We start from the raw sequence: 15,148 nt of genomic DNA on the forward strand, positions 1-15,148 counted from the left end.
ACGCCCGAGCCGTGGTGGACGGCTCGGGCGTTCGGCTCCGCCAACGTCTTGAATGACTCATTCAGGGCCTCCCAAGACCTGAATGAGTCATTCAAGACACTCGGCCATCACTCCCGCGACACCCAGCGAGTGATCCCGGAGCCGACCGAACGCCCGAGCCGTCGTGGACGGCTCGGGCGTTCGGCTGTTTCCGGACCGATCAGACGCGGCTCCAGCGCTGGTTCGCCTGGCCGTTGCAGCTCCACAGGATCGCGTGCGTCCCGTTGGCGGTGCTCGCCCCTTCGGCGTCGAGGCAGAGTCCGGAATGGACATTGCGCACCGAGCCGTCCGCGCCGAACGTCCACTTCTGGTTGTCCTGCCCGGTGCACGGCCTGCTCGTCACCTGGGCGCCGCTGGTCGTGCCGTCGAGGCACTTGTCGCCGAACACGCGGACTTCGCCGTTCGCCCAGGAGGTCCACAGCTGGTTCGCCGCCGTCTGGCAGTCCCAGAGCAGCGTGCCCGCGCCGGCGGCCGTCGAAGCGTTGTCGACGTCGAGGCAACGGCCGGAGCCCGCTCCGCGCAGCCGTGACGTCGTGGCCGCCAACGGGGAACCGCCGGACACCCGGTACGCCGCGACGCCGTGCGCGGGCACGCTCGCGCTGATCGGGCCGCCGGTCGTCGACGTCGCTCCCGTCCACACGTCGGTCAAGGTGAACGCCGTGCCGGAAAGCCCCGCCTGCGCCGCGGTCGTGCTCACGGTGGCCGTGGCGCCGCCGCGGTTGAGCAGGCCGACCGCCACCGATCCGTCGGCCAACGGCTTGGCGAAGACCTCGACGTTGCCGTCGTCGCGGACCCGGCGGCCACCCGCGCCGAGCCGGTCCTGGTCGATCGCCAGCAGGCGCGGGTTCCGCAGCACCGCGCTGATGTCAGCGGACATCGTGCGGATGTCGTTGCCCGCCATCAGCGGCGCGGTCATGAGCGCCCACAGGGCGAAGTGGGCACGGGACTCGGTCAGCGACAACCCGGGCCGCCCGACCACGAGCATGTCCGGGTCGTTCCAGTGCCCCGGGCCGGCCTGCGCGGCCAGCGGCGCGGTGACGTCGAGGACGTTGCCCACGCCCATCGGGTAGCTGTTGGTGTTGCCGTTCTGCCAGATGTCGAGGAGGTCCTCGGTGGTGCGCCAGAGGTCGGCGACCTGGCCCCAGTCGTACTTGTCACCGGTGATGGCGTGGTAGCTGTTGGGGTTGATGCTGTAGACGATCGGGCGCCCGGTGGCCCGCAGCGCGTCGCGCATCACCGTGAACCGGGCGACCTGCTCGTCGCGGGTGCCGGCGGGGGAGCACCAGTCGTACTTGAGGTAGTCCACGCCCCAGGACGCGAACGTGCCGGCGTCCTGGACCTCGTGCCCCGCGCTGCCGGTCGAGCCGGGGTAGGTGCCGGTGCGCTGGGCGCAGGTGCGGTCGGTCGGCACCTGGTAGATGCCGAACTTCAAGCCCCGGCTGTGGATGTAGTCGCCCAACGCTTTCATGCCGCTCGGGAACTTCGACGCGTTGGCGCGCAGGGCGCCTTGGGAGTCGCGTTGCGGGTCGAACCAGCAGTCGTCGACGACGACGTACTGGTAGCCCGCGTCCTTCATCCCGGACGAGACCATCGCGTCGGCCGCCTGGCGGATCGCGGTTTCGGTGACGCCGCAGCCGAAGCTGTTCCAGCTGTTCCAGCCCAGCGGCGGGGTGAGCGCCGGGCTGCCGGGTGCGGCCGCGGCGGCCGGTGGCACGGTGAGCACGGCCAGCGCGGTGGCCGCGGCGGTGAGCAGGTGACGCGGTCGAACGGGCATCGTCGCCCCTTTCCAGGAGTCGTCAGGCCGCGAACTGCCACCAGTTCAGGTTGAACAGGTAGCCGCTGCCGCCGGTGAACCGGAGGTACAGGTCGTGCGTCCCGGTGGCTCCGGTCACCGGGCAGGACACGCTCGTCCAGGTCTGCCAGCCACCCGTGCCGCCGACGGTGCAGGTGCCGGCCAGGGTGCCGCCGGTGCCGTCCAGCCGGAGCTCGATCCGCCCGCCGGCCGCCGCGGAAGCGACCCGCGCGGTGAAAGACCGGGCGCCGGCACCGAAAGCGGCGCCCTTGACCTTGATCCAGTCCCCGTTCTCGAGGTAGCCGACGTTCATCCCGCCTTCGGTGGACGGCTCGGTCTCGACGCCGGACTCCCAGGCGATCGTCTCCGCTTCCTGCCGCGTGTACGGGTTCAGCGTCCCGACCTGTGGTGCGCCGGCCGTACTCATGGTGATCGTCGGAATCGAGCCGTCGGCGTTGTAGGTGAACTTCTCCACGGCCACCGAGCGCGTGTAGCCACCGCCGCCCGGCAAAGCGCCGTTGTGGTAGAAGAAGTACGAGTTCCCGTTGAAGTCGATCACGCCCGGGTGGTTCGTGAAGCTGCTGCCCTGGGTGGGCATGACCGTCCCGCGGTAGGTCCACGGCCCGGTGGGGCCGGGCGCGGTCGAATAACCGATGAACTCCGAGCAGCACTTCGCCGCGAAGACGTTGTAGTACAGGCCGTTGCGCTTGTAGACCCACGGCCCTTCCTCGAACAGCGTCGGCCGGCTGGTGTTCCCCGGGCGCGTGCCGAACCCGGCCGTGGTGAGGGGGATCTGGTTCACCCCGCCGGAGTAGGAGATCATGTCGGCGTTGAGCTTCACGTACCACAGGTGCGGGTTGCCCCAGTACAGGTAGGCCTGCCCGTCGTCGTCGACGAACACCGTGGGGTCGAACTCGCCGTTGGCGACGAGCGGGTGCCCGAGCGCGTCGCTGAACGGCCCGGTCGGACTGGTCGACACGGCCACGCCGATGGCCATCGCACCGGTCGCCCGGACCGTCATCGGGACGTACCAGTAGAACTTGCCGTTGCGGTAGACGGTCTGGCCCGCCCAGGCGTTGGCGCTCGCCCAGCTGAAACTCGCGAGGTTCAACGGCGATCCGTGGTCGGTCCAGTTCACCATGTCGGCCGACGACCACACCCGCCATTCCTTCATGGTGTAGTACGTCGAGGCGTCTTCGTCGTGCCCGGTGTAGAGGTAGACGCGGCCGTTGTAGACCAGCGGTGCCGGGTCGGCGGTGTAGATCGTCTGGATGATCGGGTTGTCCGCCACGGCCGCGGCCGGGAACAGCCCGAGCGCGCACAACAGCGCGACGACGAGGGTGAACGCCCGCCGGGGCTTGACGATCGCCGAAGGCGAGGAAGCGACTTTCACGGGTGCTCCTTCGATTTGTGGTCACCGTTGCTCGCGCTCCGAGGCCAGGCGGAGAGCAGTCTGGCACGCTGATGTTCACGCTCACAAGCATTCGTCGCAACGCATGAAAGTTTCACGTCGTTCGAGCGGTGCACGCTGGGAGTTCGCCGCGTTCCCCGTTTTCGGGCGCGGGCAAGGCTTGACCGCCGGTGTCGGCGGAGCCTAAACAGGTCGTGTTAGCGCTAACTCAATCCGGCTTCGAGGAGGCTTCCCGCCATGCCCGAGTTCAGCCGCCGCGCCATGCTGGGCCTGATCACCGTGAGCGGCGCGGCGACGGCCGGGCTGCTGCGCGGCGGGATCGCGTCGGCCACCGCCGGGCCGAGCAGCTACACGCCCACCTGGTCGTCGGTCGACCAGCACCCGCCCGCGGCGGACTGGTTCCAGGACGCCAAGTTCGGCATCTACTTCCACTGGGGTGCCTTCAGCGTCCCCGCGTTCGGCAACGAGTGGTACCCGCGGAACATGTACGTCAGCGGGTCGAGCGAGAACAACCACCACAAGGCCGTGTTCGGCGATCCGTCGGCGTGGCCCTACCACAACTTCGTCAACGGGGCCCGCGACAAGGCCGGCAACTGGGTGCAGTTCGCCCCGAAGCTCAAGTCCGCGGGCGGGAACTTCGACCCCGCCGAGTGGGCGCAGCTGTTCGCCGACGCCGGCGCGAAGTTCGCCGGCCCGGTCGCCGAGCACCACGACGGCTTCTCGATGTGGAACAGCGCCGTCAACGAATGGAACTCCGTCGCCAAGGGACCGCGGCTGGACCTGGTGCGGCTGCACGCCGACGCGATCCGCGCCCGGGGCCTGAAGTTCATGGTGTCGCTGCACCACGCCTACCACTTCACCGGCTACTACGACCACGTCCCGGCGCAGTCGGACGCGAGCCTGCGCAAGCTGTACGGCCAGCTGGGTTCGGCAGCGGAGAACCAGCTCTGGTACGACAAGCTGGCCGAGGTGATCGACGGCTACCAGCCGGATCTGCTGTGGCAGGACTTCAACCTGCCCCGCGTCGACGAGTCCCGGCGACTCAACTTCCTCTCGTACTACTACAACAAGGCCGTCGCGTGGAACAAGGATGTCGTCGCCACCTACAAGGACGGCTTCGACAACCGCGGTGAGGTCTTCGACTTCGAGCGCGGCGGGCCGGGGGACATCCAGAACCCGTACTGGCTGACCGACGACAGCATCTCCAGCTCGAGCTGGTGCTACACGACCGGCATCGGCTACTACTCGATGAAGGCGATGCTGCATTCGCTGATCGACCGCGTCAGCAAGAACGGCACCATGCTGCTCAACATCGCGCCGATGGCCGACGGCACCATCCCGGCCGGACAGCGCACGATCCTGCTCGGCATCGGCGACTACCTCGCCCGCTTCGGCGAGTCGATCTACGCCACCCGCGCCTGGTCGGCCTACGGCGAGGGCCCGACGCAGATGGGTGGCGGCTCCTTCACGATACCCCGCGAGGGCACCAGCCGCGACATCCGGTTCACCCGCAGCAAGGACAACACCGTCCTCTACGCCACGGTCCTGGGCTGGCCGGGCGGCACGCTGGACATCACGACGCTCGGCTCGGGCCGGATCAACCTCGGCTCGCTGAAGTCGGTGCAGCTGCTCGGTTCCACGGCCGGGTCGTACACCGACCTGCCCGACCGCACGCAGGACGGCTCCGGGCTGCACGTCCGGCTGCCGTCGACGCCGTTCAGCGCCCCGGCGTACGTCGTGAAGCTGACGTTCTCCGGCCAGATCCCGGCGTTGGGCTCGGGTCCGGTCCCCACGAGCTGGGTGCGGATCGCCAACGTCACGACGGGTCTGGTGCTCGACAGCGGCGGGAACGTCGCGGCCGGGTCGGTGCTGAAGCAGTGGTCCTACGACGGTTCCACCAACCTGCACTGGCAGCTGGTCGACCTGGGCACCGGCTACCACCGGATCGTCAACCGCACCAACGGCATGGTCGCCGACAGCGGCGGCCGGACCGGCAACGGCGTCAACGCCGTGCAGGCCGCCTGGACCGGCAGCGACAACCAGCAGTGGCGGCTCGCCGCGCTCGGCAACGGCCGCTACCAGATCGTCAACCGGGCCACCGGTACCGCGCTCGACGGCGCGGGCAGCACGGCGGCCGGCTCGGCCGTGGTGCTGTGGGCGCCGAACGGCAGCACCAACAACCAGTGGACCGTCACGGCCGTCTGAACCCTTCGTCGGAAGCGAGAACTGCCATGCCCCGAACCCTGCTGCGGATGGCGGTCGCCACCGTCTTCCTGGCCGCCGGCGTGGTGGCCACCCCCGCGCCGGCCGAGGCCGCCACCTCGATCACGATCGACGGCGGGTCGGCCGGGCGCACGTTCGACGGCGTCGGCGCGGTCAGCGGCGGGGGCGGCAACAGCCGGCTGCTGATCGACTACCCCGAGCCCCAGCGCGGCCAGATCCTCGACTACCTCTTCAAGCCGGGTTACGGCGCCGCTTTGCAGATCCTCAAGGTGGAGATGGGCGGGGACACCAACTCGACCAGCGGGGCGGAACCCAGCCACGCGCACTTCCGCGGCGACCTGGACTGCAACCGCGGGTACGAGTGGTGGATCATGGAGCAGGCCAAGGCGCGCAACCCCGGCATCAAGCTCGTGGGCCTGCCGTGGGGCGCGCCGGGCTGGATCGGCAACGGCACGTTCTTCTCCGACGACCTCACCGGCTACTACCTGTCGTGGCTCGGGTGCGCGAAGCAGCACGGGCTGACGATCGACTACCTCACCAGCGTCCAGAACGAGAAGCAGTGGAGCGCCGACTGGACCGTGACCCTCCGCAACGCGCTCAACGCCAACGGGTACAGCGCGGTCAAGGTCATCTCCGGTGACTCGTGGCCGGGGGACTGGGGGCCCGCGAGCGCGATCTCGACCAACACGGCCTACCGCAACGCGACGGACGTGCTCAGCGCCCACTACACCTGCGGCTACCTCAGCGCGCAGACGTCGTGCAGTGTCCCGTCCAGCGTCACGGGCACCGGCAAGACGCTGTGGTCCAGCGAGAACGGTTCCCAGGACTACAACGACGGTGCCAAGCCGCTGGCCCGCGGCATCAACCGCGTCTACCTCGACGGCAGGATGACCGCCTACCTCAACTGGGACCTCATCGCCGCCACCACGCCGAACATCCCCTGGCCGACCGTCGGGCTGATCCTCGCCAACCAGCCGTGGTCGGGCTACTACTCGGTCGGCAAGGACGCCTGGGCGCTCGCGCACACCACGCAGTTCACCGCGCCCGGCTGGAAGTACCTCGACGCCTCCAGCGGCTACCTCGGCGGCAACCGCGCCAACGGCAGCTACGTCTCGCTGAGGTCCCCGAGCACCGGCGACTACAGCACGGTCGTCGAGACGATGGACGCCACCGCGGCCCAGACGCTGAACCTGAACGTCACCGGCGGGCTGTCGACCGGCCAGGTGCACGTGTGGGCGACCAACCTGAACTCGAACAACCCCGCCGACTTCTTCAAGCACACGGCCGACATCACGCCGTCCGGGGGAGCGTTCTCGCTGACCGCGCAGCCCGGTTACCTGTACACGATCACGACCACCACCGGGCAGGGCAAGGGCACCGCGACCAGCCCGTCCCAGGGCTCGCTGAACCTGCCCTACAGCGACGACTTCGACGGGTACGCGACGGGCAAGGAAGCCAAGTACCTGATGGACATGGAGGGCGCCTTCGAGACGTCCGCCTGCGGGGCCGGCCGCGCCGGCACGTGCGTGCGCCAGGCCGCGCCGCAGAAGACGATCCCCTGGAAGAAGTTCGTCGATCCCTACGCGCTGCTGGGCAACGTCGCCTGGAGCAACTACACGGTCAACGCGGACGTGCTGCTGGAGAAGTCCGGGTCGGCCCAGCTGCTCGGCCGGGTCGGCTCCCAGGACACCGGCAATCAGGGCGCGGTGAACGCCTACTACCTGCGGATCAGCGACACCGGCGCGTGGTCGATCCAGCGCAACAACACCAGCCAGCAGGTCACGACGCTGCGCAGCGGCACGACGACCGCGCTGGGCACGAACCGCTGGCACAAGCTGGCCCTGGGCTTCGCCGGCAGCACCATCACCGCGAGTGTCGACGGCGCCGTGCTCGGCACGGTCACCGACAGCACCTTCCCGGCCGGCCAGGCCGGGATCGGCACGAGCACGGGGGAGACCGCCCAGTTCGACAACCTCGCCGTGACCGGTTCGGGTGGCGGGTCGACGTCGGTGCTGCGCAACACCGGCTCCGGCCGCTGCCTCGACGTCCCCAACGTGTCCCAGGCCAACGGCACGCAGGTCGCGTTGTGGGACTGCAACGGCGGCGGGAACCAGCAGTGGACGCTCACCTCGGGGAAGCAGCTGCTGGTGTACGGCGCCAAGTGCCTCGACGCCGAAGGCGCGAGCACGACGGCCGGCACCCGGGCGATCATCTGGGACTGCACGGGCGGCACGAACCAGCAGTGGAACGCGAACGCCGACGGCACGATCACCGGCGTCCAATCAGGACTGTGCCTCGCCCCGAACGGGGGCACCGGGAACAGCACGCCGGTGACCCTGCAGGCCTGCACGGGCAGTGCCGCCCAGAAGTGGGCGCGGAGCTAGCGCCCCAATGTGGCCTTCGGTGCGTCAGACGCACCCAAGGGGCCCTTCGGTGCGCAGGACGCAACCAAGGCCACATTGGGGCGCTGGGCCGTTCGCCTTTCCCCTCGGACAAAGGAGTTCGATGAAAGCACGATGGAGAAGGTCGCTGCAGACCACGGGAGCCGCGGTGGCGCTCGCCGCGGGGGCGCTGGCCGGCCCGGCCGCACCGGCGCAGGCCGCCACGCAAGGACCGTGCGACCTCTACGCCGCGGGCGGCACGCCGTGCGTGGCCGCGCATTCCACCACCCGGGCGCTGTACGGTGCGTACAACGGCGCTCTGTACCAGGTCCGGCGGGCGTCGGACAACGCGACGCGGGACATCGGCCTGCTGAGCGCGGGCGGTGTCGCGAACGCGGCGACGCAGGATTCCTTCTGCGGTGGGACGACCTGCCTGATCACCGTCATCTACGACCAGTCCGGCCGCGGCAACCACCTCACGCAAGCTCCACCGGGCGGGTTCCAAGGGCCGGCTGCCGGCGGCTACGACAACCTCGCCAACGCGGCGGCCGCCCCGATCACCGTCGGCGGGCAGAAGGCGTACGGAGTGTTCGTGGCCCCCGGCACCGGGTACCGGAACAACAACGCCACCGGCACGGCGACCGGTGACCAGCCGGAGGGCATGTACGCGATCTTCGACGGCACGCACTACAACGGCGGCTGCTGCTTCGACTACGGCAACGCCGAGCGCAACAGCCGGGACAACGGCAACGGCACGATGGAGGCCATCTACTTCGGCAACATCAAGGTCTGGGGCTACGGCGCCGGCAACGGCCCGTGGATCATGGCCGACCTCGAGAACGGCCTGTTCTCCGGGATCAACCAGCGCTACAACGCCAACGACCCCAGCATCAGCCACCGCTACCTGACCGCCATCATCAAGGGCGGCCCCAACCACTGGGCCATCCGCGGCGGCAACGCGCAGTCCGGCGGCCTGTCCACCTTCTACGACGGCGCCCGCCCCAACGTGTCCGGCTACAACCCGATGCGCAAGGAAGGCGCGATCATCCTCGGCACCGGGGGCGACAACAGCATCGGTTCCGCGGGCACGTTCTACGAAGGCGTGATGACTTCGGGCTATCCGTCCGACGCCACCGAAAACGCCGTGCAGGCCAACATCACCGCGGCCGGGTACGGCACCGGCGGCAGCGGCACCACCACCGGGCCGCTGCACGCCGTCGGCGCCGGTAAGTGCCTCGACATCCCCGGCTCCACCACCACGCCCGGCACCCAGCTGCAGATCTACAGCTGCAGCGGCCAGGCGAACCAGAGCTGGACCCGCACGTCGTCGAACCAGCTGACCGCCACCGTCGGCGGGCAGACGCTCTGCCTGGACGCCTCGGGCAACGGGACGAGCGCCGGGACGAAGGTGGTGACCTGGTCCTGCAACGGCGGGGCCAACCAGCAGTGGACCGTCAACTCCAACGGCACGGTCACCGGCGCGCAGTCCGGGCTGTGCCTGGACGTGACGAGCGCGTCGACGGCGAACGGCGCGCTGGTGGAGCTGTGGACCTGCAACGGCGGCAGCAACCAGCAGTGGACGCTGGGGTAGGCACCTTCGAGGAAGGAACGAGGTTGTGATGACCACCAGTCCGATCCGGCGGCGGGCCGCACTCGCCGCCGGCCTCACGGCTGCCTCCCTGGTGCTGGTCCCCGGCACCGCGGGCGCGGCGAGCACGCTCGGCGCCGCGGCGGCGCAGAGCGGGCGGTACTTCGGTGCCGCGATCTCCACGAGCCACCTCGGCGAAGCGGCTTACGTGAACACGTGGACGGCGGAGCACAACGGCGTCACCCCGGAAAACGAGATGAAGTGGGCCACGGTCGAGCCGAACCGCAACCAGTTCGACTTCGGGCCGGGGGAGCAGATCGTCAGCCAGGGCCGGAGCAAGGGCATGAAGATCCGCGGGCACACGCTGGTGTGGCACGGGCAGCTCGCCGGGTGGGTGAGCGGCCTGGACGCGAGCAACCTGCGGTCGGCGATGCAGAACCACATCAGCCAGGTGGCCGGGCACTGGAAGGGCCAGCTCTACGCGTGGGACGTCGTCAACGAGGCGTTCGAGGAGAACGGCAGCCGCCGCCAGTCGGTGTTCCAGCAGAAGCTCGGCGACGGCTACATCGAGGAGGCGTTCCGCGCGGCCCGCACGGCCGACCCGAACGCCAAGCTCTGCTACAACGACTACAACACCGACGGCGTCAACGCGAAGAGCACCGGGATCTACACCATGGTCCGGGACTTCAAGAGCCGCGGCGTGCCGATCGACTGCGTGGGCTTCCAGAGCCACCTCGGCTCGACGTCCAACCTGAGCAGTTACCAGGCCAACCTGCAGCGCTTCGCCGACCTCGGGGTCGACGTGCAGATCACCGAGCTGGACGTCGGCGGTTCGGGTTCCGGCCAGGCGAACGTGTTCCGGCAGGTCACCCAGGCGTGCCTGGCGGTCTCCCGCTGCACCGGCATCACGGCCTGGGGCGTCACGGACAAGTACTCGTGGCGTTCGGGCGACACGCCGCTGCTGTTCGACGGCAACTACGGCAAGAAGCAGGCCTACACCGCCGTCCTCGACGCGCTCAACGGCGGTGGTGGCGGCGGAGGTGACGCCGCGCTGCGTGCGGTGGCCGCGAACCGCTGCCTGGACGTGCCGAGCTCGTCGACGACCGCGGGCACCGCGCTGCAGATCTGGGACTGCCACGGCGGGACGAACCAGCAGTGGACCCGCACGAGTTCCGGGACGTTGACGGTCTACGCCGGGAGCACGCAGCGGTGCCTGGACACCGCGGGCGGCGGGACGGCCGCCGGCACCGCGGCGGTGATCGCGAACTGCACCGGCGGGAACGGGCAGAAGTGGACGTTCCCGGGCAACGGCACGATCACGAACACCCAGTCGGGCCTGTGCCTGGACGTGACGGGCGCCGGGACCGCCAACGGGACCGCCGTGATCGTCTGGACCTGCAACGGCGGGTCGAACCAGCGGTGGACCGGGCCGGCGAGTTGATGGTCCGCGGTCTGCGTCGCCACCTCCGGCTCCGGCGGGCGTGACGAAGCAGGCCGCACCGAGGGCGTCGACCAGTACCGGTGGCCGCCCTCGTCGTGGCCGGTCGTCAGCCGAAAACGCGCCGGCGGATCTCGCGGCGGTAGTCCTCCAACGTGTTGTCGAGGTGCACCGCGGCGGCCTCCGCGGCGGCGTCCGGGTCGCCGTCGCGGATGGCCTCGTAGATCGCCGCGTGCTCTTCGACCGCCTCCGCGGCGTGCCCGCCGACGGTGCCGTCGAGCCCGATGGTGCTGGACTGGTGCTGCAGCCGGCGGACTTCGCGGACGGCGGCCAGGAGGAACGGGTTGTGGGACGCGGCGGCGATCCCGAGGTGGAAGTCGTCGTCGCCGCGGTCGAACAGCGGTGCTTCGCCGGTCAGGTGTCCCTGGCGGCAGGTTTCCGTGGCCGCCTCGATCGCCCGGAGCTCGACCGGGGTGGCCCGGGTGGCGGCCAGCCTGCTGGCGGTCATCTCCTGGACGCGGCGGAACTCGAACAGCATGTAGACGTGGTCCAGGTCGGTCGGCAGGAAGAAGCCCGACCACCGGGCCGAGCCGAGCATCCCCTCGTCGTCGGCCACGTAGAGGCCGCGCCCCTTCTGGGCGCGCACCCGCCCGATGGCGGAGAGGATCTTGATCGCTTCGCGCACCACGGTGCGTGACGCGCCCAGCCGGACGGCCAGCTCGTTCTCCGTCGGCATGCGGTCACCGGCCTGCAGGCGCAGCTCGGCGATGAGCCGGAGGATCTGCTCGGCGACGCGTTCGTACCCGGGCCGGTAGGCGGCTTCCCGGGGTGCCGGCGGACCGGGTTCGCCGGCTGCGCGCGTCTCGTCCACCCGGCTGTCTCCTTCGTCGGCGATGTCTGCGGTGAACCCTACATTCGCACAAGTCGCAGCCAAATGTGTAGTACTTATCTTCTCTCGGACGGACTCTTGACGAAGGACGCTCTTGCAGCTGTGATAGGTCCCTGTAGAGACCGCTCGCAGCAATATGTACGACACATACGATATGTTCGCCATCGCGTCAGGTGTGACTGCGGGTGCCACGATGAAGTGGAGTACCTCATGACAGTTCAGGTGCGCGCTACGGGAGCCAGAAGCCCCAGGCGGTACGCGGCGCTCGTCGCCGGGGTCGTGCTCGCCGCGGTCACGGCCTGCGGCAACGGCGGGAGCGGCAGCGGGGCCCAGGGCGGGTTCCAGCCGGTGCCGCAGACGGGCGGGAAGATCACCGTCTGGGTCGATTCCACGCGGCTGCCCGCGGCCCAGCTCTACCAGCAGCAGCACCCGTCGGTGCAGCTGGACATCGTCACCTACGACGGGGACGCCAACGGCTCGAACTACCTGCAGACCAAGGTGAGCCTGTTCAACCGCACCCGCAGCGGCTGGCCGGACGTCGTGTTCAGCTCGCAGAACAACGAGGTCAGCTGGGCGGTGCAGGCCGGGTTCACCGCACCGCTCGACAAGGGGCAGATCCCGGACGCCACCCTGAGCGGCTGGACCGCCGGGGCCAACGACCCGTGCACGGTCGAGGGCACGCTCTACTGCCTGCGCAACGACCTCGCCCAGACCGTCCTCTGGTACAACGCGCCGCTGATGCAGTCGTGGGGCTACCAGGTGCCCAAGACCTGGGAGGAGTACCAGGCGCTGGGCCGGCGGGTCGCCGCCGAGCACCCCGGCTACTTCGTGGGCACGGCCGGCGACAACTTCACCCCGGAGATCTACCTCTGGGCGTCCAAGTGCGGGGCCAACGAGATCACCGGCCCGAAGTCGGTCAAGGTGAACACCACGAGCCCGAACTGCACCCGGATGGCGTCGCTGCTCGACACGCTCGTCCAGAACCGCACGATGTCCACCAGCAGCGTGTTCAGCTCCGACTTCGCCAAGAACGCCGCGGACAAGATCCTCATGATGCCCGGGCCGTCGTGGTTCGGCGGCTCGGTGTTCCAGGAGTCGTTCAAGACCCCCGCCGGTCAGATCGCGGCCGCCCCGCTGCCGCAGTGGGCCGGCGACCCCGCGCCGTCGGTCGGCAACGTAGGCGGCGGCACCTGGCTGCTGTCCGCCCACAGCGCCAACCTCAAGGACGCGACCGACTTCCTCACCTGGGTCACCACCTCGGACGAGTACCAGGGCAAGATCGCGCCGGGCTACCCCGCACACGCGGCGGCGGCGAAGACCTGGCTGGCGAAGCAGTCCTCGAGCAAGTACTACGCCAACGACATCACGGTCCCGCTGCAGGCGGCCGCCCCGCAGGTGTGGCCGGGGTGGGGCTACGGCCAGTTCAGCCAGGAGGCGATCTGGGCGGCGACCGTGACCCCGGGGCTGACGGCGGGCAAGACGATCGTCTCGATGCTGCCCGAGTGGCAGACCGCGATCACGAACTACGCGCGTTCCAACGGGTACGAGGTCAGCCAGTGACCAGCGCCGCCCCGGCCGGGAGCCCGTCACCGCGGCGGGTCTTCCGGCCGGACCGGGCGGGTCACCTGTTCGTCGCCGCCTACGTCGTCCTGCTGATCGCGTTCGGGGTCGTTCCCACCGTGTACGCGGTGTACTTCGCCTTCACCGACGCGGGGGACGAATTCACCGGCTTCTCGAACTTCGTCGAAGCCGCCGGCGACTTCCGGTACCTCGCCGCGGTCGGGCACGTGGCGCTCTACCTGGTGTGCTGGCTGGTTTCCCTGGTCGTGTTCGTGGTCGGGCTCGCACTGCTGCTGCACCGCGTGACCTCGAACGGGGCGAGCAAGGCCCTGCGCTTCCTGTACTACATCCCGGGCGCGCTGGCCGGCGCCGCGAGCGTCATGGTGTGGCTGTTCATGCTGGACCCGTCGGTGAGCCCGGTGAGCGCGCTGCTGCGCGTGCTCGGGTTCGACACCTTCGGCCAGGTCGTCGCGCCGGACCACCTCCCGGTCCTGTTCACCCTGATCGCCTTCTGGACCGGGGCGGGCGGCTGGATCGTGGTGATGTACGGCGCGCTGAACAACATTTCGCCCGATCTGCTGGAGGCAGCCCGGATCGACGGCGCGGGCGCGTGGCAGACGGCCTGGCGCATCCAGATCCCGTTGCTGCGCAAGTGGATCGTCTACATGGTCATCCTGGCGTTCGCCGGCGGGACCCAGCTGTTCGTCGAACCGCAGCTGCTGTCGCAGGCGAGTGTCGGCGTGGCGGGCCGCGACTACTCGCTCAACCAGCTCTCCTACGACTTCGCCTTCCAGAACGACAACGTGAACACCGCCGCGGCGATTTCCGTGGAGCTCCTGCTGGTCGGGCTGGTCGTCGCCGGGGTGTTCGTCGCCCGATCGGGGTTCTTCGATGCCGACTGACATCCGCCTTCCCGCGCGAGTGGACGAGCCGGTGCGCCGCGCGGGCGCCGCCCGGCGGCGTCGCACCCGGAGCCTGCCGAACCCGCTCGCGGCGTTGGTGCTCCTGCTGTTCCTCGTCTTCTTCGTGCTCCCGGTGGCGTGGCTCCTGCTGGCGGCCACGAAGACCGACGACCAGCTCGTGCACGGCAACCCCCTGTCCTTCGGGTCGTGGCACGCGCTGGCGGACAACTGGCACGCGCTGACGTCCTTCCAGGACAACGCGATCTTCTCGTGGCTGGGCAACTCCGCGCTGTACTCGTTCATCGCGCTCGCGATCACGCTGTGCGTGGCGATCCCGGCCGGCTACGCCCTCGCGATGACCGAGTTCCGCGGCCGGCGCACGCTGCTCGTCGCGACGCTGGTCGTGATGCTGATGCCGAACGCGACCCTCGTGGTGCCGTTGTTCCTCGAGGTGAACGCGGTGCACCTGATCGGCTCGATGTGGTCGATCATCCTGCCGTACTCGTTCTACCCCTTCGGCGTCTACCTGACCTACATCTACTTCAGCACCGCGGTGCCGCGGGACCTGATCGACGCGGCCGAGCTCGACGGCTGCTCGCAATTCGGCGTGTTCCGCCACGTCGCCCTGCCGCTCGCCGTGCCGATCGTCGCCCTCGTCGGCTTCTTCAGCTTCGTGGCCAACTGGACCAACTACTTCCTGCCCTACGTGCTCCTGCCGGAAAGCGATCAGTTCCCGGTCCAGGTCGGCCTGGGCACGTTGCTGAACTCGGTGCCCCAGTTCAACCCGACGGTCGGCACCGCCGCGGTGCAGCGCCCGGAACTGGCGCTGGCCACCCTGCTGGCGATCACGCCGGTCCTCGTCGTCTTCCTGTTCTCCCAGCGTTTCCTGGTCGCCGGGATGCTGGCCGGCGCGACCAAGGAGTAG

General features: G+C 69.5%; 10 protein-coding genes. 7 read left to right on the plus strand and 3 right to left on the minus strand.

Annotated elements, in window-relative coordinates; translation table 11 throughout:
- Positions 1–199 precede the first annotated feature (199 nt).
- Positions 200–1,813 carry a glycoside hydrolase family 27 protein gene (locus ACERZO_RS18705; protein ID WP_372665956.1) on the minus strand — a complete coding sequence of 538 codons (1,614 nt, stop codon included), beginning with the start codon at positions 1,811–1,813 and terminating at the stop codon, positions 200–202.
- 22 nt (positions 1,814–1,835) lie between these two features.
- On the minus strand, positions 1,836–3,224 hold the full coding sequence (locus ACERZO_RS18710) for a glycoside hydrolase family 43 protein (RefSeq protein ID WP_372665957.1): 1,389 nt from the start codon (positions 3,222–3,224) through the stop codon (positions 1,836–1,838).
- Positions 3,225–3,479: 255 nt separating this feature from the next.
- On the opposite strand from ACERZO_RS18710, the gene ACERZO_RS18715 reads away from it, so the two are divergent.
- The 4 genes from ACERZO_RS18715 to ACERZO_RS18730 all read left to right on the plus strand — a co-directional run bounded on the left by ACERZO_RS18715 (position 3,480) and on the right by ACERZO_RS18730 (position 10,875).
- Positions 3,480–5,447 (plus strand): alpha-L-fucosidase, encoded by a 1,968-nt coding sequence (locus tag ACERZO_RS18715; protein WP_372665958.1) that lies wholly within the window; start codon positions 3,480–3,482, stop codon positions 5,445–5,447.
- Between the two features lie 26 nt (positions 5,448–5,473).
- Entirely contained in the window at positions 5,474–7,849 is a 2,376-nt protein-coding gene (locus ACERZO_RS18720; RefSeq protein ID WP_372665959.1) for a ricin-type beta-trefoil lectin domain protein, read from the plus strand.
- A gap of 121 nt (positions 7,850–7,970) precedes the next feature.
- Positions 7,971–9,437, plus strand: a complete 1,467-nt coding sequence (locus tag ACERZO_RS18725) for an arabinofuranosidase catalytic domain-containing protein (protein ID WP_372665960.1) — start codon at positions 7,971–7,973, stop codon at positions 9,435–9,437.
- Between the two features lie 28 nt (positions 9,438–9,465).
- Positions 9,466–10,875, plus strand: a complete 1,410-nt coding sequence (locus tag ACERZO_RS18730) for an endo-1,4-beta-xylanase (RefSeq protein ID WP_372665961.1) — start codon at positions 9,466–9,468, stop codon at positions 10,873–10,875.
- Between the two features lie 106 nt (positions 10,876–10,981).
- Here the strand turns inward: ACERZO_RS18730 and ACERZO_RS18735 are convergent, their stop codons facing one another.
- Positions 10,982–11,743 carry a FadR/GntR family transcriptional regulator gene (locus tag ACERZO_RS18735; protein ID WP_372665962.1) on the minus strand — a complete coding sequence of 254 codons (762 nt, stop codon included), beginning with the start codon at positions 11,741–11,743 and terminating at the stop codon, positions 10,982–10,984.
- Positions 11,744–11,971: 228 nt separating this feature from the next.
- Here ACERZO_RS18735 and ACERZO_RS18740 point away from each other — a divergent pair, with 228 nt between their 5' ends.
- From ACERZO_RS18740 to ACERZO_RS18750, 3 genes are read left to right on the plus strand one after another with little or no spacing between them, the layout of a single operon-like run.
- Positions 11,972–13,321 (plus strand): ABC transporter substrate-binding protein, encoded by a 1,350-nt coding sequence (locus ACERZO_RS18740; protein ID WP_372665963.1) that lies wholly within the window; start codon positions 11,972–11,974, stop codon positions 13,319–13,321.
- Positions 13,318–14,223 carry a carbohydrate ABC transporter permease gene (locus ACERZO_RS18745; protein ID WP_372665964.1) on the plus strand — a complete coding sequence of 302 codons (906 nt, stop codon included), beginning with the start codon at positions 13,318–13,320 and terminating at the stop codon, positions 14,221–14,223. The genes ACERZO_RS18740 and ACERZO_RS18745 overlap by 4 nt, the downstream gene beginning before the upstream one ends.
- Positions 14,213–15,148 (plus strand): carbohydrate ABC transporter permease, encoded by a 936-nt coding sequence (locus ACERZO_RS18750; protein ID WP_372665965.1) that lies wholly within the window; start codon positions 14,213–14,215, stop codon positions 15,146–15,148. The genes ACERZO_RS18745 and ACERZO_RS18750 overlap by 11 nt, the downstream gene beginning before the upstream one ends.

The sequence above is a fragment of the Amycolatopsis kentuckyensis genome (assembly GCF_041679295.1).
Taxonomy (GTDB): domain Bacteria; phylum Actinomycetota; class Actinomycetes; order Mycobacteriales; family Pseudonocardiaceae; genus Amycolatopsis; species Amycolatopsis kentuckyensis_A.